Source organism: Micromonospora sp. LH3U1 (genome assembly GCF_028475105.1).
Classification (GTDB): Bacteria; Actinomycetota; Actinomycetes; order Mycobacteriales; family Micromonosporaceae; genus Micromonospora.
In genome coordinates this window covers 6,702,595-6,724,793 of the sequence record NZ_CP116936.1, presented here as the reverse complement: position 1 = coordinate 6,724,793, position 22,199 = coordinate 6,702,595, and the positions used below count along the sequence as shown (strand labels likewise).

The window sequence follows — 22,199 nt, the reverse complement described above, 5'->3', positions numbered from 1 at the left end:
CGAGGATGGTTCGGGTTGACTGGGGGGATGGACCTTCCGACCGTCGACCTGCCGGCCCTGCCCGCGTTGCTGGCCGCACCCGCCCCCGGCTGGGTGGAGACCACCGACGTGATCGTGGTGGGTTCCGGGGTGGCCGGGTTGACCGCCGCGTTGCACCTGCGTGAGGCCGGTCTGCACGTCACGGTGGTCACCAAGGTCAATATCGACGATGGTTCGACCAGGTGGGCGCAGGGCGGCATCGCCGCCGTGCTCGACCCGACGGACACCGCAGCGGCGCACGCCCGGGACACCGAGGTCGCCGGGGTGGGGCTCTGCGACCCGGCGGCGGTCCGGGTGCTGGTCGAGGAGGGCCCGACCCGGCTGCGTGAGCTGATCCGGATCGGCGCCGAGTTCGATCGCCACACCGACGGCTCCCTGATGCTGACCCGCGAGGGCGGGCACCGGGCGGACCGGATCGTGCATGCGGGCGGGGACGCCACCGGCGCCGAGGTGCAGCGGGCCCTGCACGCCGCCGTGCAGCGCGACCCGTGGATCCGGCTGTTCGAGCACGCCCTGGTCCTGGACCTGCTGCGAGCGCCGGGCGACGGCCCGGACGAGCTCGGCCCGGCCTGTGGGATCACCCTGCACGTGCTCGGCGAGGGCAGCGAGGATGGCGTCGGCGCGTTGCTGGCCCGGGCGGTGGTGCTGGCCACCGGCGGGATGGGGCAGGTCTTCTCCGCCACCACCAACCCGGCAGTGTCCACCGGGGACGGGGTGGCGCTGGCCATGCGGGCCGGCGCGGCGGTGACCGACGTGGAGTTCGTCCAGTTCCACCCGACCGCCCTGATCACCCCGGCCGGCGGGGTAGTGCCCGGCGCCGGGCACGCGCAGCAGCCGCTGGTCTCCGAGGCGCTGCGCGGCGAGGGCGCGTACCTGGTGGACGGGGACGGCAAGCGGTTCATGGTGGGCCAGCACGAGTTGGCCGAGCTGGCGCCCCGGGACGTGGTGGCCAAGGGCATCCACCGGGTGTTGCTGGCCACCGGCGCGGACCACGTCTTCCTCGACGCGCGGCACCTGGGCGGGGACTTCCTGGCCGGGCGTTTCCCCACCATCGTGGCGTCCTGCCTGGCGATCGGCGTGGACCCGGCGACCGATCTGATCCCGGTCGCGCCGGCCGCCCACTACGCCTCCGGCGGCGTCCGCACCGATCTGCGCGGCCGCACCTCCATCCCCGGCCTGTACGCCTGCGGCGAGGTGGCCTGCACGGGTGTGCACGGCGCGAACCGGCTGGCCAGCAACTCGCTGCTGGAAGGTCTGGTCTTCTCCCGGCGGATCGCCGAGGACATCGCGGCCGGCCTGCCCGAGCAGGTTCAGCCGGCCGACACCGGCGCCTGGCGTGGGGGTGCGGGCTGGGTGGTGCCTGCGGAGGCGACGCCGACCCTGCAACGAGCGATGACCCGGGGGGCCGGGGTGCTCCGATCCGCGGCGACGCTGGCGCAGACGGCCGGGACGCTTACCGAGTTGGGCGTCGCCCGGGGCCGGCCGCGGACCGCCGACTGGGAGGCGACAAATCTGCTCACCGTGGCGTCGACGCTGGTGGCTGCCGCGTACGCACGCGGCGAGACCCGGGGTTGCCACTGGCGGGAGGACTTCCCGACGGCCGACGAGCGGTGGCTGGGCCACCTGGTCGGGTCGGTGGGGGCGCAGGGTCGGGTGAGCCAGCTTTGGGAGGAGAAGTCATGACCGAGTCGACGTGGCAGGCGTTGCGGGCGGCCGGACTGGATCCGGCGCAGGTGCGGCGGGTGATCGAGACCGCGCTGGTCGAGGATCTGGGCCCGGATTTCCTCGACGTCACCAGCGTGGCCACCATTCCGGCGGAACAGACCGACACGGCCGACCTGGTGGCCCGCGCGGACGGGGTGTTGGCCGGGATGGCCGTGGCCGCCGCCGTGTTCGAGTTGGTGGGCGAGGTGACGGGCTTCGGTCGTACCGTCGAGGTGTCGGTGGTGGCCCGCGACGGCGAGCGGGTGGCCCGAGGCGCCGTGCTGGCGACGGTGACCGGCCCGACCCGGCTGCTGCTGACGGCCGAGCGCACGGCGCTCAACCTGCTCTGCCGGATGTCCGGGGTGGCCACCCACACCCGCGCCTGGGCGGACGCGTTGGCAGGCACGAAGGCGATGGTGCTGGACACCCGCAAGACGACGCCGGGCCTGCGAGCGCTGGAGAAGTACGCGGTGCGGGCCGGTGGGGGCACCAACAAGCGGATGGGCCTCTACGACGTGGCCATGATCAAGGACAACCACAAGCTGGCGGCCGGCGGCATCACACCGGCGTACCGGCGGGTCCGGGAGGCGTTCCCGGAGGTGCCGGTGCAGGTCGAGGTGACCACGGTCGACGAGGCGGTCGAGGCGGTGGAGGCGGGGGCGGATTTCCTGCTCTGCGACAACATGACGCCCGAGGTGTTGGCCGAGGCGGTGGCCGCGGTGGGTGACCGGGCGGAGCTGGAGGCGACCGGCGGGCTGACCCTGGAGATGGCGGGCCGGTACGCGGCCACCGGCGTCGACTTCCTCTCGGTGGGTGCGTTGACCCACTCGTCGCCGATCCTGGACATCGCGCTGGACCTGCGGACCGAATAGCGGGCGCCTGTCGGTGTCTCAGACGGTGGTCAGCGAGTTGGTGGCCAGGTTGAAGATCACCCGGTTCTCGGTGTCCTGTCGGCCGTCCAGGCCGTACTTGGCCCGGAAGAGCTCCAGCACCCGGTTGTAGATCTCGGGCGCCAGCTCGTCGGCCTCGCCGATGGCGAAGACCTCGCCGGCCGCCTCTGGCCGGTCCAGCACGACGGTCAGCCCGGCCAGGCCGTGCCGGGCCACGTTGCGCACCAGGTCCGTGCCGGCGATGTACCAGTCGCCGTCGGAGCGTACGTAGAGCGCGTTGCAGGTCTCCAGGTCGCGACCGGCTTGGCGCAGGCAGAGCCGCAGCGTGAGGCAGGCCGCCAGATCCTCCAGGGGAGCGGTGTCCCACAGTTCGGCGAACCGGTCGTCGACGAACTCGCCCAACGGGGTCGAGACGAACGCCTCGATCTGCTGGGTGTCGAAGGTGCTGCCCTGCACCGGGAAGAACGAGATGAACGCCTTGCCGTCCCAGCGGTACATCTGCACGGAGGGAGCGGCGCTGTAGACCCGGACCTGAAGTCGGGCGCGGGCCGACTCGGGCAGTTCCTCGCTGAGCCGCGCGAGGTGCCACAGGTTGTTGAGGATGGCGACCGAGGCGTCCCGCCGGCGCAGCTCCTCGGCGCGCAGCCGGACCGCCGGTGAGTCCGGGTCGAGCAGCAGCACCTTGACGGCGGCGCCATTGGCGAGCGCGGAGCGCAGCGCGGCCACGAACCGGGCCGCGTACGGGCCCTCCAGCATGCTGGTCCAGGTTTCCAGGATGGCCACGATCTCCCGGGACTGGGCGACCCGTTCGATCAGGGCGTCCCGGTCCAGGCGGGGGTGTTCGATGATGCTGACCGTCTGCAGCTCGCGGAAGAGCGGGTTGAGCACCACGTAGGTCAGCAGCGTCATGATCAGCGCGGCGCCGATGTTGAGGTAGAGGTCGCCAGCGAAGCTGCCGCTCTCCCGGAGGGACGCCCGCCACGCCTGCACGACCATCCAGATCGCGCCCCCGGCCAGCGCGACCAGCACCAGCACGTGCCGTCGACGCCGGCGCAGGGTGTTGCGACCCCGCACCCACCACGTCCCCGACATGTCCGCTCCCCGTCCGGCCGCGCCGTGGATTGACCTATGTTCATGTCGCGATACGACCAGGATACGGTCCGACGGCCGGTCCGCGCCCGCCCGTACGGTCGTTGTCTAGGCTGCGTGCGTGCTGCTCTGCATCGACATCGGAAACACCAACACCGTGCTGGCGACCTTCGACGGCGACAAGCTGGTGCACTCCTGGCGGATCAAGACCGACGCCCGCTCGACGGCGGACGAGTTGGGCCTGATGTTCCGGGGTCTGCTCGCCGGGGACAACGTCGAGATCACCGGTGTGGCCGCCTGCTCCACGGTGCCGGCCGCACTGCGGTCGCTGCGCACCATGCTCGGCCGTTACTACGCCGACCTGCCGAGCGTGATCGTCGAGCCCGGGGTACGGACCGGGGTGCAGTTGGCGATCGACAACCCGAAGGAGGTGGGCGCCGACCGGGTGGTGAACACCCTGGCCGCGTTCACCCTCTACGGCGGGCCGTCGATCGTGGTGGACTTCGGCACCACCACCAACTTCGACGTGATCAGCGGGCGGGGCGAGTTCCTCGGTGGGGCGTTCGCCCCGGGCATCGAGATCTCCTTCGACGCGCTGGCCGCCCGGGCCGCGCAGCTGCGCAAGGTCGAGGCCACCAAGCCCCGCTCGGTGATCGGCAAGAACACCGTGGAGTGCCTCCAGGCCGGCCTGTACTTCGGCTTCGCCGGCCAGGTGGACCGGATCGTCGAGCGGATGACCGAGGAGCTGGGCGAGGTGCGGGCGGTGATCGCCACCGGCGGCCTGGCCGCCCTGGTGATCAACGAGTGCCGCAGCATCACCCACCACGAGCCGATGATCACGCTGATCGGTCTGCGGATGGTGTACGAGCGCAACCTGTGACCCCGGCCGCCGCCGGGCTCGGTCGCCGTGCGGGGGGTGTCAGCGCCGCCGGGAGCGCAGGACGATCGTGCGGTACGGCAGGTCGACGGTCGGACGCCCGGCCAGTTCCGGATGGGTGGCGAGAAGCTCCCGCAGCTCCTGGTCGATCGTTGCCCGCCGCTCGGCCGGGGCGGTGAGCCAGTACGAGCGGGTGTGCAGCATCGCGACGATCTCGTCCGGCGTGAGCGTGGTGTGGTGGGTGAACTTCCCCAGCTCGATCGGCCCGAACGCGGGGCCGAAGTCCGCGTACTTCTCCATCACGTTGCCGGCGTTGTCCCCCAGGTGGGCGATCCGGCCCAGCTCGGCGACCCACTCGACCCGCTCGTCCCGGAGGTTCCAGATCGGGGCGAACGTCCCGCCCGGCCGCAGCACCCGGGCGACTTCGGCGTGCGCGAGCTCCCGGTCGAACCAGTGGTATGCCTGCCCCACCACCACGGCGTCCGCAGCCCCGTCGGGTAGCGGCACGGACTCGGCGCCGCCGGCCAGCGCGGTGAGCCCCGGGGTGGCGGCCGCCAGTTGGGCGCGCATCTCGGGGTCCGGCTCCACCGGGGTCACCTCGTGGCCCAGGGCGAGCACCCCACGGGTGAGGATGCCGGTGCCCGCGCCCAGGTCGAGGACGCGGGCGGAATCGCCCAGCCCGTCCAGCGCCCACCGGACGGCGTCGGCGGGATAACGGGGCCGAAACCGGTCGTAATTGGCCGCAGCCGCACCGAACGAGAGGGCTTGAGTGTGATCCACCATGGCGGGCAGGTTATCCGGTAACGACCATCTGAGGGCTTGAGTACTCTCGGGCCTGACCCCGCCGACAATCCTTCGTTGAGGAAGCGTGCCGTGAGCGAGCAGAACGCCGTGCCAGTAGACCCCGCCGATGACCTTCCCGAGCAGATGAAGGTCCGCCGGGAGAAGCGGGACCGGATGCTCGCCGAGGGCGTCGAGCCCTACCCGATCGGCTTCCCCCGGACCAGCACGCTCGCCGAGATCCGCGCGAAGTACGCCGACCTGGCAACCGACACCGCGACCGGTGACCAGGCAGCGGTCACCGGCAGGGTGATCTTCGTGCGCAACACGGGCAAGCTCTGCTTCGCGACCCTGCGGGACGGCGACGGCACCGAGTTGCAGGCGATGCTCTCCCTGGACCGGGTCGGGCCGGAGCGGTTGGAGGCATGGAAGCGCCTGGTCGACCTCGGCGACCATGTCGGCGTCACCGGTGAGGTGATCACTAGCCGCCGGGGTGAGCTGTCGGTGCTGGCACAGCAGTGGGAGATGACCGCCAAGGCGCTGCGACCGTTGCCGGTGGCGCACAAGCCGCTCTCCGAGGAGGCCCGCGTCCGGCAGCGTTATGTCGACCTGATCGTCCGGCCGCAGGCACGGGAGATGGTCCGTACCCGGGCCGCTGCGGTACGCAGTCTGCGCGATTCACTGCACGGGCAGGGCTTCATCGAGGTGGAAACGCCGATGCTGCAACTGCTGCATGGTGGTGCGGCAGCTCGACCGTTCGTGACCCACAGCAATGCGTTGAACACCGATCTGTATCTGCGAATCGCTCCGGAACTGTTTCTCAAGCGCGCCGTGGTGGGCGGCGTCGATCGCGTCTTCGAGATCAACCGCAACTTCCGTAATGAGGGTGTCGACTCTTCGCACTCGCCGGAGTTCGCGATGCTGGAGACGTACCAGGCCTACGGCGACTACGACACGATGGCCGAGTTGACCCGCAATCTCGTGCAACAGGCGGCGATCGCGGTCAGCGGCTCGATGGTGGTGACCCACGCCGACGGGCGTGAGTTCGACCTGGGCGGTGAGTGGCGGTCCGTGACGCTGTTCGGCGTGCTTTCCGAAGCGCTGGGCGAGGAAGTCACGGTCCGCACCGAACGCTCCCGCCTGGTGGAGTACGCGGACAAGGTGGGATTGGCCGTGGACCCGAAGTGGGGCCCGGGCAAGCTGGCCGAGGAACTGTTCGAGGAACTGGTCGTCCCCGGTCTGGAAGCACCCACCTTCGTGCGGGACTACCCGGAGGAGACCAGCCCGCTCACCCGGGCGCACCGCAGCGAGCCGGGACTGGCCGAGAAGTGGGACCTCTACGTGCTCGGCTTCGAGCTGGGCACCGCGTACTCCGAGCTGGTCGACCCGGTCGTGCAGCGGGAGCGGCTGGTGGCCCAGGCGCAGCTGGCCGCCCGTGGTGACGACGAGGCGATGCGTCTCGACGAGGACTTTCTCCGGGCGATGGAGTATGGAATGCCTCCGGCCGGCGGTATGGGAATGGGAATCGACCGGCTGTTGATGGCCCTGACCGGGCTCGGAATTCGGGAAACGATCCTCTTCCCGTTGGTCCGCCCCGAGTAGTCGCCGCCCGGCTCACGCCGAGCCGTAACGGCCTCCTATTGACGCGGCGAGCAGCGCGCGGGTTATTGTGCTCTCGTTAGCAGGAGCAGCCTGCTCGAAAGGAATGTGGGACGTGGCGAAACAGATCATTCACAAGCTGGTCGATGACCTGGACGGCGGGGACGCTGACGAGACCGTCAAGTTCGCCCTCGACGGCGTTCAGTACGAGATCGACCTGTCGAGTGCCAACGCCGCGAAATTGCGCGACGCTTTTGCCTCGTACGTGGGCGCCGGCACCAAGGTCGGCCGCGGCGGCGTGGTGATCGGTGGGCGGGCTGCCCGCGGTCGGGGTGGCGCGACCGCCGATCGGGAACAGAACAAGGCGATCCGGGAGTGGGCCAAGAAGGCCGGCAAGGACATCTCGGACCGGGGTCGTATCCCGCAGGAGATCGTCGACGAGTTCCACGCAAAGCGCTGATCCGTCAGCAACCTGGTGGCCAGCCGCCACCGCAGGCGACGCCGACGCCGGGCCGGAGCAGTTCTCCGGGCCGGCGTCGCCGCATCCGCGACCGGCCAGGTGGGGCTGAGGTCCCGGGAAGCATTCCGCGCTCACCGGCGTTGTCCACAACCAGTGGAACAGCTATCCACAGCCTGTGGACAACCGTCCCCAGGGTTGGTCGCGGCGTTCGTCGCGACCGCCGATCCGTCCTCCCGACGCCTCCAGGAGCCGCCCGGAGCGCCTCCGGAGCCGGAATTGAGCTTCGGTAGCGCCAGTCGGATTTCGCTCTGCGCGTAGCGACAGGGCTACCGGAACACCTCCTGAGCGCGGACGGTTGTCCAAAACGACGTGGAACCGACCCAGACCAGAGACACACGACCTCAGCTGAGTCGGTCAGCGACGATAGAGTAAGGAGGCACGGACGCCCGTCCCGGACGTTCGTGCACCGGCCCCGCCAAGATCTTGACCATCAAGGCGCACGGCACGTGAGGAGCACGAGGGCATGTTCGAGCGGTTCACCGACCGAGCGCGACGGGTTGTCGTCCTGGCCCAAGAAGAGGCCCGGATGCTCAACCACAACTACATCGGTACGGAACACATCCTGCTGGGCCTGATCCACGAAGGTGAAGGCGTCGCGGCAAAGGCCCTGGAGAGCCTCGGCATCTCCCTGGAGGGCGTCCGCCAGCAGGTCGAGGAGATCATCGGCCAGGGCCAGCAGGCGCCGAGCGGGCACATCCCGTTCACGCCGCGGGCCAAGAAGGTGCTGGAGCTGTCGCTGCGCGAGGCGCTGCAGCTCGGCCACAACTACATCGGCACGGAGCACATCCTGCTCGGGCTGATCCGTGAGGGCGAGGGCGTCGCCGCCCAGGTGCTGGTCAAGCTCGGCGCCGACCTCAACCGGGTCCGCCAGCAGGTGATCCAGCTGCTCTCCGGCTACCAGGGCAAGGAGCCTGCCGCGGCGGGCGCCGCGCCGGGTGAGGCCGCGCCGTCGACCAGCCTGGTGCTGGACCAGTTCGGCCGCAACCTGACTCAGGCCGCCCGCGAGGGCAAGCTCGACCCGGTCATCGGGCGCGAGAAGGAAATCGAGCGGGTCATGCAGGTGCTCTCCCGCCGTACCAAGAACAACCCGGTCCTGATCGGTGAGCCCGGCGTCGGTAAGACCGCCGTGGTGGAGGGGCTTTCCCAGAAGATCATCAAGGGCGAGGTGCCCGAGACTCTCAAGGACAAGCAGCTCTACACGCTCGACCTCGGCGCTCTCGTCGCCGGTTCCCGCTACCGCGGTGACTTCGAGGAGCGCCTCAAGAAGGTGCTCAAGGAGATCCGCACCCGCGGCGACATCATCCTGTTCATCGACGAGATCCACACCCTGGTGGGTGCGGGTGCCGCCGAGGGCGCGATCGACGCCGCGAGCATCCTCAAGCCGATGCTGGCCCGTGGTGAGCTGCAGACCATCGGCGCCACCACCCTTGACGAATACCGCAAGCACCTGGAAAAGGACGCCGCTCTCGAGCGCCGGTTCCAGCCGATCCAGGTGGGTGAGCCGTCGCTGGCGCACACCATCGAGATCCTCAAGGGCCTGCGTGACCGATACGAGGCGCACCACCGGGTCTCGATCACGGACGCTGCCCTGGTGGCTGCCGCGACTCTGGCCGATCGATACATCTCCGACCGCTTCCTGCCGGACAAGGCGATCGACCTGATCGACGAGGCCGGTGCCCGGATGCGGATCCGCCGGATGACCGCGCCGCCAGACCTGCGTGACTTCGACGAGCGCATCGCCCAGGTGCGTCGCGACAAGGAGTCCGCGATCGACGCGCAGGACTTCGAGCGCGCCGCCCAGCTGCGCGACAAGGAGAAGCAGCTCCTCGGCCAGAAGGCTCAGCGGGAGAAGGAGTGGAAGGCCGGTGACCTGGACGTCGTCAGCGAGGTTGACGACGAGCAGATCGCCGAGGTGCTCGGCAACTGGACCGGCATCCCGGTCTACAAGCTGACCGAGGAGGAGACCTCGCGCCTGCTGCGCATGGAGGACGAGCTGCACAAGCGCGTCATCGGCCAGGAGGACGCGGTCAAGGCGGTCTCGAAGGCGATCCGGCGTACCCGGGCCGGCCTGAAGGACCCGAAGCGCCCGTCGGGCTCGTTCATCTTCGCCGGTCCGTCCGGTGTCGGTAAGACCGAGCTGTCCAAGGCGCTCGCCGAGTTCCTCTTCGGCAGCGAGGATGCCCTCATCCAGCTGGACATGTCCGAGTTCCACGACCGCTACACGGTCTCCCGGCTCGTTGGTGCCCCTCCCGGCTACGTCGGTTACGACGAGGGCGGGCAGCTGACCGAGAAGGTGCGGCGTCGGCCGTTCTCGGTGGTCCTCTTCGACGAGATCGAGAAGGCCCACCCGGACGTGTTCAACACGCTCCTGCAGATCCTCGAAGACGGTCGTCTCACCGACGGTCAGGGTCGAATCGTGGACTTCAAGAACACGGTCATCATCCTGACCACCAACCTGGGCACCCGCGACGTCGCCAAGGCGGTGTCGCTGGGCTTCCAGGCGTCGGAGGACTCCGAGTCCAACTACGACCGGATGAAGCAGAAGGTCAACGACGAGCTCAAGCAGCACTTCCGGCCTGAGTTCCTCAACCGGATCGACGACACCATCGTCTTCCACCAGCTGCGTCAGACCGAGATCCTCTCGATCGTGGACATCATGATCCAGCGGATCGAGGGCCAGCTGCGCAACAAGGACATGGGTCTGGAGCTGACCGACAACGCCAAGAAATACCTGGCGGCGAAGGGCTTCGACCCGGTGCTCGGTGCCCGTCCGCTTCGTCGCACGATCCAGCGCGACATCGAGGACAACCTCTCCGAGCGGATCTTGTTCAACGAGCTGATCCCGGGTCAGATCGTCGTGGTCGACTGCGAGGGCGACCCGAACGACATCGACAAGTCCAAGCTCGTCTTCCATGGTGCGGAGAAGCCGGTCGAAGTTCCGGACGCCGTGCCGGCCGACCTCGGCAACACCGCCACCGCGGGTGCCGACGAGTAGCACGACCAGCAGCAAGGGGCGGGGCCTCGGTGGCGTGAGCCATCGGGGCCCCGCCTTCTCGTCGTCACCGCACCGCCCACGATTACGCCCGCCGCAACCCGCTCGCCGGCAAGATCGCGCAACAACCGGGATGTAGTGGCGTCCGGCGTGCCCATCACCACTACATCCAGGATCGAGCACGATCTTGGGGTCGGTCGGTCAGGTGGTCAGGTCGGCGGTGGGGAGGGACGGGCCGTCGCCGACGAGACGGAAGGCGTCTGCTCCGGCTGGTTCGACCAGCCCGTCCTGCACCAGGCCGGCCAGGGCTCGGGCGCGCTGCACGTCATCGGTCCAGACCTGGTCCAGCCGTTGGTGCGGGACCGGCCCGGTGGTCTCCCGGAGCACCCCGAGCAGCAGGCCGCGTACCTGCCGGTCGGTGCCCGCGTACCGCTGGGGTCGGCGGGTTGGCCCCGCTGGCGCCTCCTGGCCGGAGGCCCGCCACGCGCAGACCGACTCGACCGGGCAGGCCGTACACCGCGGTGACCGGGCCGTGCAGATCACCGCGCCCAGCTCCATGAACGCGGCGCTGGCCAGCGCCGCCGCGGCTGGTTCCGCCGGGAGTAGTTCCTCGGTAGCGACCAGGTCGGCTGGCCGGGTGACCGGCCCGGCGTCCGGCTCGCCGGCCACGGCCCGGGAAACCACCCGGCGCACGTTGGTGTCCACCACCGGGTGCCGCTGCCCGTACGCGAATGCCGCCACCGCCCGCGCCGTGTAGGTGCCGACTCCCGGCAGTGCCAGCAGTTGTTCCAGCCGGTCCGGCACCTGGCCGCCGTGCCGGTCCACGATCGCGACCGCGCATTCCCGCAGCCGGACCGCCCGGCGGGGATAGCCGAGGCGTCCCCACATCCGGATCGCCTCGGCGGGGGTGTCCGCCGCCAACGCTTCCGGGTCCGGCCAGCGGGCCAACCATGCCTGCCAGGCCGGCACCACCCGGACCACGGGCGTCTGCTGGAGCATGACCTCGCTGACCAGGATGGCCCACGGGCTGACCCCGGGCTCACGCCACGGCAGGTCACGGGCGTGCTGCTGGAACCATCGGCTGACCAGGGTGGCGAAATCGGGTTGAGTCATGGCGCCGTCGATGATGTCACGCGGTGGGATCCCGCTGGGTGGGCGGCTCGGGCGGGGTGCCACGGCGGCGCCCGACGGGTCGGGGAGAATGCCCTGATGAACGAGCTCGCGATCACCGTCATCGGTCGGGACCGGCCGGGCATCGTGGCCGACGTCGCCGAGGTGCTGGCCCGACTGGGCGCGAACCTCACCGACAGCACGATGACGCGGCTGCGGGGGCATTTCGCGATGACCCTCATCTGCACCGGGCCGGCCGCCGCCGAGGTCGAGGCCGCGCTTGCGCCGCTGGCCGCCGAGGGTCAACTGCTGGCGACGGTACGCGCGGTCACCCCCGACGGCGAGGTGCCTGCGGCGGGTGAGCCGTTCGTGATGGCGGTGCACGGTTCGGACCGGATGGGGATTGTCGCGGCGATGACCCGGGTGCTGGTCGACGCCGGCGGTAATGTCACCGACCTGAGTACGCGGTTGGCCGGTTCGCTCTACGTGGTGTTGGCCGAGGTCGAGTTGCCGGCCGGCGTGGCCGACACGCTGATCGACCGGCTGCACCGGACGGCCGCCGAGTTGGGCGTGGAGGTCACCCTCCGGCCAGCGGACCCGGATCTGTTGTGACCGGCGAGGAGAGCGGGCCGGACGGCGACACGTACGCCGGTCTGGGCGATTGGACGCCGGAGTCGCTGGTCGTGCCGGGTGCGGTGCGGGCGGTGGTGTCCGCCCCGCATCCGATGCTGAGCCGGGCCGCCGACGAGGTTGATCCGACGGCGAAGGAGACGGTCCAGCTCGCGGCCGACCTGGTCGCGACGATGCGAGTCTCGCCGGGCTGCGTTGGGCTGGCCGCGCCACAGGTCGGGGTGGGCGCTCGAGTCTTCGCCGTCGATGTGACCGGGCATCCGAAGGCGGTCACGGTGCATGGCACCTTCGTGCTCTGTAATGCCCGGGTGGTCGAGGCGACCCGGTGGAAACCGGGCCGGGAGGGGTGCATGTCGGTGCCGGACCTGACCGGGGACGTGAAGCGGGCCAGTCGGTTGGTGGTGGAGGGTGACCTGCCTGGCACCGGCGAGCCGGTCCGGTTGGTTACCGACGGCTTCGAGGCGCGGGCGTTGCAGCACGAGATCGACCACTGCGCGGGGCTGCTCTTTCTGGACCGGGTTGCCGGCGCGCACGCCGTCTATCAGCGCAAGGTCTACCTCTGAGCGGCCAACCCACGATCGACGCGTCCGTCCTGAATGGACCGTCTCGCGTGTGCCCCGGCGTGGCTCCGGCGCGTCGCGTCGCACTGGCGGGCGTAGCGCGGCTACGGTGGAGGGCATCATGCGTCTGACGGTCGGCCCTCTGTCACCCGCCGTGTACTGGCGGCGTCGCGCCGTCGTACTCGGAGCGGGTCTTCTCTTCCTGATTGTCCTGCTCTACTCCTGCACCGGTTCGGGTCGTTCCGACGGGGGCAAGAAGGCGGGCGCGCCGCCATCCTCGGCACCGACGTCCGCCGCGTCTCCGGGGCCGAGTGGGCCGATGCTGACACCACAGACCGGTGCGCCGGCGACGTCCGCCGACGCAGGTGCGACGAACCCGAGCCCCGCGATCACCAGCAACGAGCCTCCGTTGGGCGCGGCCGCCGGTTCGGAGGACGACAGCACCTGCACCGACGCGGAGATCAGCGTGGTCTCGGTGGCGAGTCCAACCTCGGTCCAGCGCGGGGCGACGGTCGACCTGCAACTCAAAGTGAAGAACACGTCGGACCGGACGTGCAGTCGGAACGTCGGCGCCGACCTGCAGGAGATCTTCATCAAGTCCGGTGCCGAGAAGATCTGGTCGTCGGACACCTGCGGCAAGGTCCAGGGTTCGGACCCGCAGTCCTTCACGCCGAACTTCGAGCGCTCCTACCAGGTGGTGTGGAACGGTCGGGACGCCAGCCGGTGCGACGGCAGTGGGCTGGCCGCCGGGCCGTTTCCGCCGCTCGGGGCGTACCAGGTGTTCGCCCGGGTTGGCACGAAGCTCAGCGCGGGCGTGAAGCTCACCGTCACCGGCTGAGCCGGATCAGACGTACCGCTCCAGGATGGATGCCTCGGCCAGCCGGGACAGCCCCTCGCGGACGCCGCGAGCCCGGGCGTCACCGACCCCTTCGACGGCCTGCAGATCCTCGACGGTCGCGCCGAGCAGCCGCTGAAGGCTGCCGAAATGCACGACCAGGCGGTCGACCACCGCCACCGGCAGCCGGGGCACCTTGGCCAGCAGTCGGAAGCCTCGGGGGCTGACCGCGGCGTCCAGTGCGTCGGACGCGGCGGGGTAGCCGATCGCCTTGGCCACCGCCACCAGGTCGATCAGCTCGGTGGCGCCGAGCAGGTCCAGCTCGACCAGTGCCTCGTCCAGGGTGCGCGACTTGCGGCCGACCGGGAGGTAGTCCCGGATGACCAGCGTCCGGTCGGCGTCCACGCCGGCCATCAGCTCGTCGAGTTGCAGGGCGAGCAGGCGGCCGTCGGTGCCCAGCTCCACCACGTATCCGGCGATCTCGTCGGCGATCCGGCGAACCATCTCCAGTCGCTGCACCACGGCCACCGCGTCCCGCACAGTGACCAGATCCTCGATCTCCAGTGCGGAGAGAGTGCCGGAGACCTCGTCCAGCCGGAGCTTGTAGCGCTCCAGGGTGGCGAGCGCCTGGTTGGCCCGGGAGAGGATCGCCGCCGAGTCGTCGAGGACGTGCCGCTGACCGTTGACGTAGAGGCTGATGATCCGCATGGACTGGCTGACCGAGATGACCGGGTAGCCGGTCTGCCGGGCCACCCGCTCGGCGGTGCGGTGCCGGGTGCCGGACTCTTCCGTCGGGATGGACGGGTCGGGCATCAGGTGCACGGCTGCCCGGACGATCCTGGTGCCGTCGCTGGAGAGCACGACGGCGCCGTCCATCTTGCACAGCTCTCGCACCCGCGTCGCGGAGAACTCCACATCCAGCGCGAAGCCGCCGGTGCACAGACCCTCGACGACCTTGTCGTAGCCGAGCACGATGAGCGCGCCGGTGCGGCCGCGCAGGATGCGCTCCAAACCGTCGCGCAAGGCGGTGCCGGGGGCCATCAGGGCAAGGTTGGCCCGCAGCGGATCCCCGGTCCCCCCGGCGGCTCCCGCAGTCACGCTCACGCTGATCGGGCGGGCGGGCGAGCCCACGGCGCCGGTGCGGGCCTGGGGCGGCGCGCCGGCTGGCTTGGTGGTATCGCGGTCGATCGGCACGGGCACAGTCTACGGACTGCCGTGCGGTGGGTGCTGTCGTGGTTACTGTGATGTGTCACGATGCGGCCCTTCCAACCTTTTCCCGCTTGCGACGTGCTGTCCGGAATCGCCGCCCCCGTCGGCACGGTGCGTCACTCGGCGGACGCGCGAGCCGCATGGTGCAGCGCTGAACGGACGTCCGTGACCTCGGTCACCCGCATCTGCTCGGGACCGGCGCCGGTGCTGGCCGGGCCGCAACCGGGCGGCACCAGAGCCACCTTGAAACCCAGTCGGGCCGCCTCGGCCAGCCGGCGCGGCACCGCACCGACCCGGCGCACCTCGCCGGTCAGACCCACCTCACCGATCGCCACCAGGTGCGGCGCGATGGCCAGGTTGAGCCCGCCGGAGGCGACCGCCAACGCGACCGCCAGGTCGGCGGCCGGCTCCACCACCCGGATGCCGCCCACCGTGGCGGCGAAGACCTCCCGGTCGTGCAGGGTCAGCCGCTCGGTGCGCCGTTGCAGCACCGCGAGCACCATCGCCAGTCGTGCCGAGTCGAGGCCGGAGACGGTGCGTCGGGGAGAGCCGGCCACCGTCGCGCCGATCAGGGCCTGCACCTCGGTGACCAGGGCCCGCCGCCCCTCCATGGCCACGGTCACGCAGGTGCCCGGAACCGGCTCCGCGTAGCGGGTCAGGAACAGCCCGGACGGGTCGGCCAGGCTGCTGATGCCGCCCTCGTGCATCTCGAAGCAGCCGACCTCGTCGGCCGCGCCGAACCGGTTCTTCACGCCGCGCACCAGGCGCAGCGAGGAATGCTTGTCGCCCTCGAAGTACAAAACCACGTCGACCAGGTGCTCCAGCACCCGAGGCCCGGCCACCTGGCCGTCCTTGGTGACGTGCCCGACCAGCACGGTGGCGATGCCCCGCTCCTTCGCGACCGAGACCAGCGCGGAGGTGACCGCGCGCACCTGGGTCACCCCGCCGGGCACCCCCTCGGTGCCGGTGGTCGAGATGGTCTGCACCGAGTCGAGCACCAGCAGGCCCGGTTTGACCGCGTCGAGGTGCCCGAGCACCGAGGCCAGATCGCTCTCCGCCGCAAGGTAGAGCTTGTCGTGCAGGGCGCCCATCCGCTCGGCGCGTAGGCGCACCTGGCTGACCGACTCTTCCCCACTGACCACCAGCGAGGGGCTGCCGGCGCCGACCGCCCACTGCTGCGCCACATCCAGCAGCAGGGTCGACTTGCCCACGCCGGGCTCACCGGCGAGCAGCACCACGGCACCGGGGACCAGGCCGCCGCCGAGCACCCGGTCGAGCTCGCTCACCCCGGTGGGACGGGCGCGGGCCGGAGCGGCGCTGATGGTGGCGATCGGCCGGGCCGGCTCGGCCGGCATGCGGGAGCTGACCACCCGACCGGAGACGGTCGGGCCGGTGACCGTGCGTTCAACCACCGCGCCCCACTCGCCGCACTCCGGGCAGCGCCCCACCCACTTGGGCGGCTGGTGCCCGCAGGCGTCGCACTCGTAGGCCGGACGCGGCTCGCGGGTGGTGGACCGACCACGAGCGGCGCCGGCCGTGCCGGCACGCGGAGGAGGGGTCGATCGAGAGGTGGTCACATCAGGACGCTAGTCCTCGCGTACGACGAAAACACCCCGGCGTGGTGGTCACCACGCCGGGGTGTTTGTCGATGTGCAGGTCGGGTCACTCGTGGGTCGTGCCGCCCTCGTCGCCCTCGTAGCCGCCCTCGCGCTCGATGATCGGCGAGGGGGGTGCCGCCGGCGTGAGCGGCACCGCGATCGGCGCCTGGCCGGTCACCGTGTTGCCGTTACCGAAGTCGAAGGTCACGAAGACGTTCTGACCGGAGCGCAGCGCCTCGGTCAGGCCGATCAGCCGGAGCTGCGTGGTGGCCTCGGAGTTGAGCTGGATGTAGCTCAGCGGAGCCAACTCGATCCGGGCCGGCTGACCCGGGGCGGCAGGGCTGGCCGAGCCCGACGCCCGCGCCGACTCCGGGGCGGACGGGGTGGCCGAGGACGACCCGGTCTCGGACGGGGTCGCCGACGGGCTGGCCGAGCCGGACGTGGAGGTCGACGGGCTCTGCGAGCCGGATGGGGACGGGCTGGCGGAGGCGGACTCCGAGGCGGACGGCGACGGACTCGCCGAGCCGCCGCTGATCACGACCTCGCGGGCGCTCTCGGTGGTGACGGTGACGGTGACCGTCTCCTTGGAGTCGTTGTAGATCACGGCGCTGAGCGGAGCGTCCTGGCCGGCCCGGTAGCCCTCAAGGCCCGGGTAGTCCACCAGCAGGCCACGCACGGAGAAGGATCCGTTGCTGGTCGTGAGGCTGACGCCCTGGACCGACGGCTCCTTCAACGCGGTCTCGGCGATCTGACCGGTGCCGCATCCGGAGGCCAGCAGGCTGGCCGCCGCAATCCCGGACAACAACAGGGCCGCCCGCCGGGATCCCCTGATCGAGCGCGTCACGTCGGTCCTCCTCGTCACAATCCCCACCCGGGTCGTACGCCGGGCACGGTGGCCATACCCGCGCAGACCGCGCTCCAGGGTAGTTGGGACTGATCGAGGCCCGCACGCGGACCCGGCAATGCCACCTGCTCGGGCGCCGTTCACACCACCCGACCGCTCGCCACCAGCAGAACCACGTCGATCAGGGCCACCAGCATCACCGCGCGGAACGCGGACACCGGCCGCCGGCCGGCCCGGACGGCCGAGCGTCCGGCGTACCAGCTCAGCGGCGGCACCACGGCGGCCGTGCCGACCGCCGCCATCCCGACCGCCGACGGCGGCCCGGGTGGCCCGAGGACCAGGGTCGCCGTCGCCGCGAGGAGCAGACCGGCCGCCGCCGCCCGGCTGCCGGCGGCGCCCAGGCGGTGTGGCAGGCCGCGCACCCCGGTCCGAGCGTCGTCGGCCAGGTCGGGCAGCACGTTGGCGAAGTGCGCGCCGGCTCCCAGGCACGCCGCCGCCGCCAACAGCCAGGCCGGCGGAGTTGGCTGACCGGGTAGCGCCAACACCACGAAGGCGGGCAGCGCGCCGAAGGAGACGGCGTACGGCAGCACCGAGAACGCGGTGGCCTTGAGCGGCCAGTCGTAGAGCAGCGCCGAGACCAGGGCCACGGTCAGCCAGAACGCCGCCGTCGGGTTCGTGGTCAGCGCCAGCAACGGACAGGCCACCGCGGCCGCCGCCGCAGCCCAGGCCGTGGTGCGCCGGCCGACCGCGCCAGCGGCGACCGGCTTGTCGGTACGCCCCACAGTGGCGTCCCGCTCGGCGTCCAGTGCGTCGTTGGTCCAGCCGACGGCGAGCTGGCTGGCCAGCACGGCGAGCACCACCGAGACGATTCCGGTCGGCCGGTGGCCCACCCCCCATGCCAGCAGACCGGCAACCGTGGTGACCGCTGCGGCCGGTTCCGGATGGCTCGCTCTGACCAGCCCTAACACCCTCGACGACATAAGGGAAGTCTGGTCGTTACCGAGCAGTCGTGCCACGCTCGGTGCCATGCGAGACGTGGCTGCGGCCGCGGCGTCCACCGATCCCAGGGTGCTGCCGCGTAACGATCCGCGCCAGTACGACGACCTGGCCGGTGAGTGGTGGCGGCCGGATGGCGCGTTCGCGATGCTGCACTGGCTGGCTGAGGCCCGCGCGGCGCTGGTGCCACCGGCCACCCGTCCCGACGCGTTGCTGGTCGATCTGGGTTGCGGCGCCGGTCTGCTCGCGCCGCACCTGATCGGCAAGGGCTACCGCCACGTCGGGGTCGATCTGACCCGCTCGGCGTTGGTCCAGGCAGCCGAGCACGGGGTGCGCGTAATCCAGGGCGATGCCACCGCGGTCCCGCTCCCGGGCGGTTGCGCCGACGTGGTCTCCGCGGGCGAACTGCTGGAGCATGTGCCGGCCTGGCCGCGCGTGGTGGCCGAGGCGTGCCGGCTGCTGCGCCCGGGCGGCCTGCTGGTGTTGGACACCCTGAACGACACGGCGCTGGCCCGGCTCGTCGCGGTGCGGATCGCCGAGCGGCTGCCGACGGTGCCGCGCGGCATCCACGATCCGCGGTTGTTCGTGGACGCCCGTGCATTGGTTGCCGAATGCGCTCGGCACGGCGTCGATCTGCGGCTGCGGGGCATCCGTCCGCAGGTCGGCGGCCTGGTTGCCTGGCTGCTGCGCCGCGCCCGGGCGACCCGAACTTCCAATGCGGTGCACTCCGGCCGCGCGCCGCGCATCGTTCCCACCCGTTCCACTGCAGTCTTGTACCAGGGCCTGGGAGTCCGAAACGGATAGTCGGGTCGTGGCGGGGGTAAGGGACGCCGAGAAGGGGGCGATATGACGGTGCACGCGCTTGAGGCGGCCCGCCGGTTGGCGCCGCGGTTCGCCGCGCGGGCGGCGGAGCACGACCGGGACGGTTCCTTTCCGGTGGACGACTTCCGGGACCTGCGGGAGGCCGGCCTGTTCGGGCTGATGGTGCCGCGGGCGCTGGGTGGCCTGGGAGCCACCTTCGCCGAGTACGCCGCAGTGGCCACTGAGCTTGCCCGGGGCAACGGAGCGACAGCCCTGGTGTTCAACATGCACGCCTCGGTGACCGGTGCGCTGGGCGCGGTCACCGAGGAACTGGCCGAGGCGCTGGGCGTGCCGGACGAGGCGTTGGCCGCCCGGGACCGGTTGCTCACCGCAGCGGCGCAGGGCTCCTGGTACGCGGTCGCGATGAGTGAGCGTGGCGCCGGTGCCCGGCTTTCGCAGCTGAGCACGGTCTACGAGGCGACCGACGAGGGCTGGCATCTCAAGGGCAGCAAGACGTTCTGTTCCGGCGCCGGGCACGCCGACGGCTACCTGGTCGCGGCCCGAAGCGCTGCCGACCAGTCGGTTGTGTCGCAGTTCCTGGTGCCGGCCGGCGATGGTCTGACCGTGGAGCCGACCTGGGACGCGCTCGGCATGCGCGCCACCTCCTCACACGACCTGCACCTGGACGTCACCGTGCCGCCCGACCGGCTGCTCGGCGGGGTGGAGGGGCTGGCGCTGGTGGTCGCCCAGCTCATGCCGCACTGGCTGGTGGCCAGCTACGCGGCCGTCTACGTGGGGGTCGCCCGGGCGGCGATCGACGCGGCGGCCGAGCATCTCAACGCCCGCAACCTGGCTGGCCTGCCCGCGGTGCGAGCCCGACTGGGTCGGGCGGACGCGGCGACGGCGGCCGCGCAGCTGGTGGTCACCGAGGCGGCCCGCCGGGTGGACGAGGCGCCGGGCGACGAAGAGACCAACCGCTGGGTGTGGCGGGCGAAGCTGCTCGCCGGCACGACGGCCGCCGAGGTGGCGGCGTCGGTGCTGGAGGCGGCGGGCACCTCGGCGACCCGCCGTGGTCATCCGTTGGAACGGCTCTACCGCGATGCCCGCTGCGGTTCGCTGCATCCGGCCACGTCGGACGTCTGCGCCGACTGGCTCGGCATCGCCGCGCTGGGCGGCGACCCGGATCGTGACGGATCGGCACCGCGTTGGTGAGCCGGCCTTGCGGCCCTCGCGCGGGAGACAGACCGGCCGGGGTGGCTGGTGGGACGGCCAGGGGGAGGACAGCGTCTGACGAGAGGTGGGGATCGTGTCCGTACCAGTGATCGCGGGGCTCGGGGTGGCACAGCCGCCGTCCGCTTCGCAGGACGAGTTGTGGGAAAGCTTCTTCTCCCGGCACTTCTCCGGCACCACCCGGTCGTTGGCCCAGCGGATCTTCGCGAACTCGGGGGTGACCCGACGGCAGGCTGCGGTCAATCCTCTTCTGGAGGACGTCTCGGACTGGCCGACCGAGCGCCGGATGCGCCGCTATCAGGTGGAGGCCCTGCCCCTGGGCAAGGAGGCGGTGGGCCGTGCGTTGACTGCCGCCGGGCTGGGCGCCGGCGACATCGGGTTGTTCATCGTCTGCTCATGCACCGGGTACGCCACCCCCGGGCTGGACATCCTGCTCGCCCGGGACCTCGGCATGGCGGCGGACACCCAGCGGATGTTCATCGGTCACATGGGCTGTTACGCGGCGCTGCCAGGGCTCGGCGCGGCGAGTGACTTCGTCACCGCCCGGGGCCGACCGGCGCTGCTGCTCTGCGCGGAGCTGACCAGCCTGCACATCCAACCGTCCAGCGCCAGGGTCGACACCCAGCAGATCGTGTCCCACGCGCTCTTCTCGGACGCGGCGGTCGCCGCCGTGGTCGTGCCGGGTGGTCCGGGGTACGCGATGCGTGAGGTCACCGCGATCACGGACACCTCCACGGCCGACCACATGACCTGGGACGTCACCGACACCGGTTTCCGGATGGGGCTGTCACCGAAGGTGCCGCAGGTGCTGTCGAGGCATGTCGGCGGGCTCGTCGACGACCTCCTGGCCCGGCACGGCACCAAACGTTCCGAGGTGGACGGTTGGGCGGTGCACCCGGGCGGCCCGAGGATCCTCAACGTGGTCGAGCGTGAGTTGGAGCTGCCCCCGCAGGGGCTGGCGGCGTCCCGGGCGACGCTCGACGAACACGGCAACTGCTCGTCGCCCACCGTGCTGCTGATCCTGGACCGGCTGGGCCGTGCGACGCCGGCGGCTCGGCGCATCGTCATGCTGGCGTTCGGCCCCGGTCTCACCCTCTACGCGGCCCTGCTCGATCGACAGGACTGATCGCCTCGTGACGCGGCCGGTACGCTCGCCTCATGGATCCCACGGCGGACGACCGGCTGCGGTCGGCGGTCCTGTTCGGCGCTGCGATGGCAGTCCTGGCCGTCGGTGGCTGGTGGTGGCACGCGGCCGCGCCCGCGCCGACGGCGGGGCCGGCCACTCCTCCGACGGTGGTGCCGAGCGCGGAGCAGACCGTCAGCACCGCGTTGGACCGCGCGGTGGCAGCTGGGTCGCCTGATGCGCGGGGGACGGTCTATCTGTTCGGGCAGGACGAGGTCGTGCGAACCGAGATCGACCCGGCCACGGGCATGATCACTGACATCGAGGGTGATCCGGCCGCGCTTTTCTTCGAGGGCGATCTGCCCGACTTCCGCGAGACGCTCTGGCGGGAGCGGACGGCACTCGCCCCGGGGCAGCGCATCGTCCGGCAGGCGGCGGGTGGCGACTCCCGTCAGCTTCTGCAGTATCGGTGCACCAGGCCGGGCACCATGGTGGTGACGATCTCCGGGGCCGGGTTCACCGGGCCGTTCGAGATCGACTGCGATGGCGCGGTAGCCAGCGCAGAGGTGCTCTCGTACGGCAAGCCGTTCCGCGTGTCGCTGTCGCCGGCAGGGGACCGCGAGATCGACGTCGAGGCGCAATTGGTAACCCTGCCCCGCTAGCCCCCAGCGAGCCCGGCCTCGCGATCATGCAGTTGCTGCCTCGACATAGGGAGCATTCCGCGCATCTCGGCGACCGGAACTGCAAGATCGGCGCGGTAGTGCGGGTTACGT

The 22,199-nt window shown here is 71.1% G+C and carries 20 protein-coding genes; 13 read left to right on the top strand and 7 right to left on the bottom strand.

All coding sequences use genetic code 11. The features are described from left to right. Positions 1-27: 27 nt before the first annotated feature. Both PCA76_RS30870 and nadC read left to right on the top strand, forming a co-directional pair. Positions 28-1,722 (top strand): L-aspartate oxidase, encoded by a 1,695-nt coding sequence (locus tag PCA76_RS30870; protein WP_272613975.1) that lies wholly within the window; start codon positions 28-30, stop codon positions 1,720-1,722. Beyond that, positions 1,719-2,615, top strand: a complete 897-nt coding sequence (gene nadC, locus PCA76_RS30865) for a carboxylating nicotinate-nucleotide diphosphorylase (protein ID WP_272613973.1) — start codon at positions 1,719-1,721, stop codon at positions 2,613-2,615. The genes PCA76_RS30870 and nadC overlap by 4 nt, the downstream gene beginning before the upstream one ends. Before the next feature lie 18 nt (positions 2,616-2,633). Here nadC and PCA76_RS30860 read toward each other — a convergent pair whose 3' ends face one another. Beyond that, positions 2,634-3,725, bottom strand: coding sequence for a hypothetical protein (locus PCA76_RS30860; protein ID WP_272613972.1), 1,092 nt, complete (start codon positions 3,723-3,725; stop codon positions 2,634-2,636). A gap of 118 nt (positions 3,726-3,843) precedes the next feature. On the opposite strand from PCA76_RS30860, the gene PCA76_RS30855 reads away from it, so the two are divergent. After that, complete coding sequence (locus PCA76_RS30855; protein ID WP_272613971.1) at positions 3,844-4,602, top strand: type III pantothenate kinase; 759 nt, start codon at positions 3,844-3,846, stop codon at positions 4,600-4,602. A gap of 39 nt (positions 4,603-4,641) precedes the next feature. On the opposite strand, the gene PCA76_RS30850 is transcribed toward PCA76_RS30855, so the two are convergent. Then, entirely contained in the window at positions 4,642-5,382 is a 741-nt protein-coding gene (locus PCA76_RS30850) for a class I SAM-dependent methyltransferase (RefSeq protein ID WP_272613969.1), read from the bottom strand. A gap of 90 nt (positions 5,383-5,472) precedes the next feature. Between PCA76_RS30850 and lysS the strand changes: the two genes are divergently transcribed. The 3 genes from lysS to PCA76_RS30835 all read left to right on the top strand — a co-directional run bounded on the left by lysS (position 5,473) and on the right by PCA76_RS30835 (position 10,493). Continuing rightward, positions 5,473-6,981, top strand: coding sequence for a lysine--tRNA ligase (gene lysS / locus PCA76_RS30845; RefSeq protein ID WP_272613967.1), 1,509 nt, complete (start codon positions 5,473-5,475; stop codon positions 6,979-6,981). A 112-nt stretch (positions 6,982-7,093) separates the two neighbouring features. Next, positions 7,094-7,438: a histone-like nucleoid-structuring protein Lsr2 gene (locus tag PCA76_RS30840; RefSeq protein ID WP_036392792.1), complete on the top strand. Its 345-nt coding sequence runs from the start codon at positions 7,094-7,096 to the stop codon at positions 7,436-7,438. Between the two features lie 523 nt (positions 7,439-7,961). Then, entirely contained in the window at positions 7,962-10,493 is a 2,532-nt protein-coding gene (locus tag PCA76_RS30835) for an ATP-dependent Clp protease ATP-binding subunit (RefSeq protein ID WP_272613965.1), read from the top strand. A 198-nt stretch (positions 10,494-10,691) separates the two neighbouring features. Here PCA76_RS30835 and PCA76_RS30830 read toward each other — a convergent pair whose 3' ends face one another. Then, the gene (locus PCA76_RS30830) at positions 10,692-11,603 is read right to left on the bottom strand and encodes an A/G-specific adenine glycosylase (RefSeq protein WP_272613964.1); all 912 of its coding nucleotides are present in this window, start codon (positions 11,601-11,603) and stop codon (positions 10,692-10,694) included. Between the two features lie 96 nt (positions 11,604-11,699). On the opposite strand from PCA76_RS30830, the gene PCA76_RS30825 reads away from it, so the two are divergent. From PCA76_RS30825 to PCA76_RS30815, 3 genes are all read left to right on the top strand, one after another. Further along, positions 11,700-12,212 carry a glycine cleavage system protein R gene (locus PCA76_RS30825; protein ID WP_272613963.1) on the top strand — a complete coding sequence of 171 codons (513 nt, stop codon included), beginning with the start codon at positions 11,700-11,702 and terminating at the stop codon, positions 12,210-12,212. Continuing rightward, positions 12,209-12,793 carry a peptide deformylase gene (locus tag PCA76_RS30820; RefSeq protein WP_272613962.1) on the top strand — a complete coding sequence of 195 codons (585 nt, stop codon included), beginning with the start codon at positions 12,209-12,211 and terminating at the stop codon, positions 12,791-12,793. Before PCA76_RS30825 ends, PCA76_RS30820 begins: the two co-directional genes overlap by 4 nt. A 118-nt stretch (positions 12,794-12,911) precedes the next feature. Continuing rightward, a complete protein-coding gene (locus PCA76_RS30815) occupies positions 12,912-13,628 on the top strand; it encodes a hypothetical protein (protein WP_272613961.1) in 717 nt (238 codons plus the stop codon). Between the two features lie 6 nt (positions 13,629-13,634). Here the strand turns inward: PCA76_RS30815 and disA are convergent, their stop codons facing one another. From disA to PCA76_RS30795, 4 genes are all read right to left on the bottom strand, one after another. Beyond that, complete coding sequence (gene disA / locus PCA76_RS30810) at positions 13,635-14,819, bottom strand: DNA integrity scanning diadenylate cyclase DisA (RefSeq protein WP_272613959.1); 1,185 nt, start codon at positions 14,817-14,819, stop codon at positions 13,635-13,637. Between the two features lie 131 nt (positions 14,820-14,950). Next, positions 14,951-16,411, bottom strand: a complete 1,461-nt coding sequence (radA, locus tag PCA76_RS30805; protein WP_272613957.1) for a DNA repair protein RadA — start codon at positions 16,409-16,411, stop codon at positions 14,951-14,953. Positions 16,412-16,496: 85 nt separating this feature from the next. Continuing rightward, positions 16,497-17,276, bottom strand: coding sequence for a hypothetical protein (locus PCA76_RS30800; protein WP_272613955.1), 780 nt, complete (start codon positions 17,274-17,276; stop codon positions 16,497-16,499). A 140-nt stretch (positions 17,277-17,416) separates the two neighbouring features. Continuing rightward, positions 17,417-18,256 carry a UbiA family prenyltransferase gene (locus tag PCA76_RS30795; RefSeq protein WP_272613954.1) on the bottom strand — a complete coding sequence of 280 codons (840 nt, stop codon included), beginning with the start codon at positions 18,254-18,256 and terminating at the stop codon, positions 17,417-17,419. Between the two features lie 46 nt (positions 18,257-18,302). Here PCA76_RS30795 and PCA76_RS30790 point away from each other — a divergent pair, with 46 nt between their 5' ends. The 4 genes from PCA76_RS30790 (at position 18,303) to PCA76_RS30775 (ending at position 22,088) form a co-directional block, all read left to right on the top strand. Further along, positions 18,303-19,076: a class I SAM-dependent methyltransferase gene (locus tag PCA76_RS30790; protein ID WP_272613953.1), complete on the top strand. Its 774-nt coding sequence runs from the start codon at positions 18,303-18,305 to the stop codon at positions 19,074-19,076. Positions 19,077-19,118: 42 nt separating this feature from the next. Further along, positions 19,119-20,285, top strand: coding sequence for an acyl-CoA dehydrogenase family protein (locus PCA76_RS30785; RefSeq protein WP_272613951.1), 1,167 nt, complete (start codon positions 19,119-19,121; stop codon positions 20,283-20,285). 94 nt (positions 20,286-20,379) lie between these two features. Further along, a complete protein-coding gene (locus tag PCA76_RS30780) occupies positions 20,380-21,429 on the top strand; it encodes a type III polyketide synthase (RefSeq protein ID WP_272613949.1) in 1,050 nt (349 codons plus the stop codon). A 32-nt stretch (positions 21,430-21,461) separates the two neighbouring features. Beyond that, positions 21,462-22,088 carry a hypothetical protein gene (locus PCA76_RS30775; protein WP_272613948.1) on the top strand — a complete coding sequence of 209 codons (627 nt, stop codon included), beginning with the start codon at positions 21,462-21,464 and terminating at the stop codon, positions 22,086-22,088. Positions 22,089-22,199 lie beyond the last annotated feature (111 nt).

Bases quoted from the DNA above. Each gene is read 5' to 3' on its own strand.
- PCA76_RS30835 (WP_272613965.1), top strand. From the start codon at position 7,962: ATGTTCGAGCGGTTCACCGACCGAGCGCGACGGGTTGTCGTCCTGGCC.
- PCA76_RS30790 (WP_272613953.1), top strand. From the start codon at position 18,303: ATGCGAGACGTGGCTGCGGCCGCGGCGTCCACCGATCCCAGGGTGCTG.
- PCA76_RS30830 (WP_272613964.1), bottom strand. From the start codon at position 11,603: ATGACTCAACCCGATTTCGCCACCCTGGTCAGCCGATGGTTCCAGCAG.
- PCA76_RS30850 (WP_272613969.1), bottom strand. From the start codon at position 5,382: ATGGTGGATCACACTCAAGCCCTCTCGTTCGGTGCGGCTGCGGCCAAT.
- PCA76_RS30860 (WP_272613972.1), bottom strand. From the start codon at position 3,725: ATGTCGGGGACGTGGTGGGTGCGGGGTCGCAACACCCTGCGCCGGCGT.
- PCA76_RS30775 (WP_272613948.1), top strand. From the start codon at position 21,462: ATGGATCCCACGGCGGACGACCGGCTGCGGTCGGCGGTCCTGTTCGGC.
- nadC (WP_272613973.1), top strand. From the start codon at position 1,719: ATGACCGAGTCGACGTGGCAGGCGTTGCGGGCGGCCGGACTGGATCCG.
- PCA76_RS30815 (WP_272613961.1), top strand. From the start codon at position 12,912: ATGCGTCTGACGGTCGGCCCTCTGTCACCCGCCGTGTACTGGCGGCGT.
- PCA76_RS30825 (WP_272613963.1), top strand. From the start codon at position 11,700: ATGAACGAGCTCGCGATCACCGTCATCGGTCGGGACCGGCCGGGCATC.
- PCA76_RS30785 (WP_272613951.1), top strand. From the start codon at position 19,119: ATGACGGTGCACGCGCTTGAGGCGGCCCGCCGGTTGGCGCCGCGGTTC.
- PCA76_RS30870 (WP_272613975.1), top strand. From the start codon at position 28: ATGGACCTTCCGACCGTCGACCTGCCGGCCCTGCCCGCGTTGCTGGCC.
- PCA76_RS30795 (WP_272613954.1), bottom strand. From the start codon at position 18,256: ATGTCGTCGAGGGTGTTAGGGCTGGTCAGAGCGAGCCATCCGGAACCG.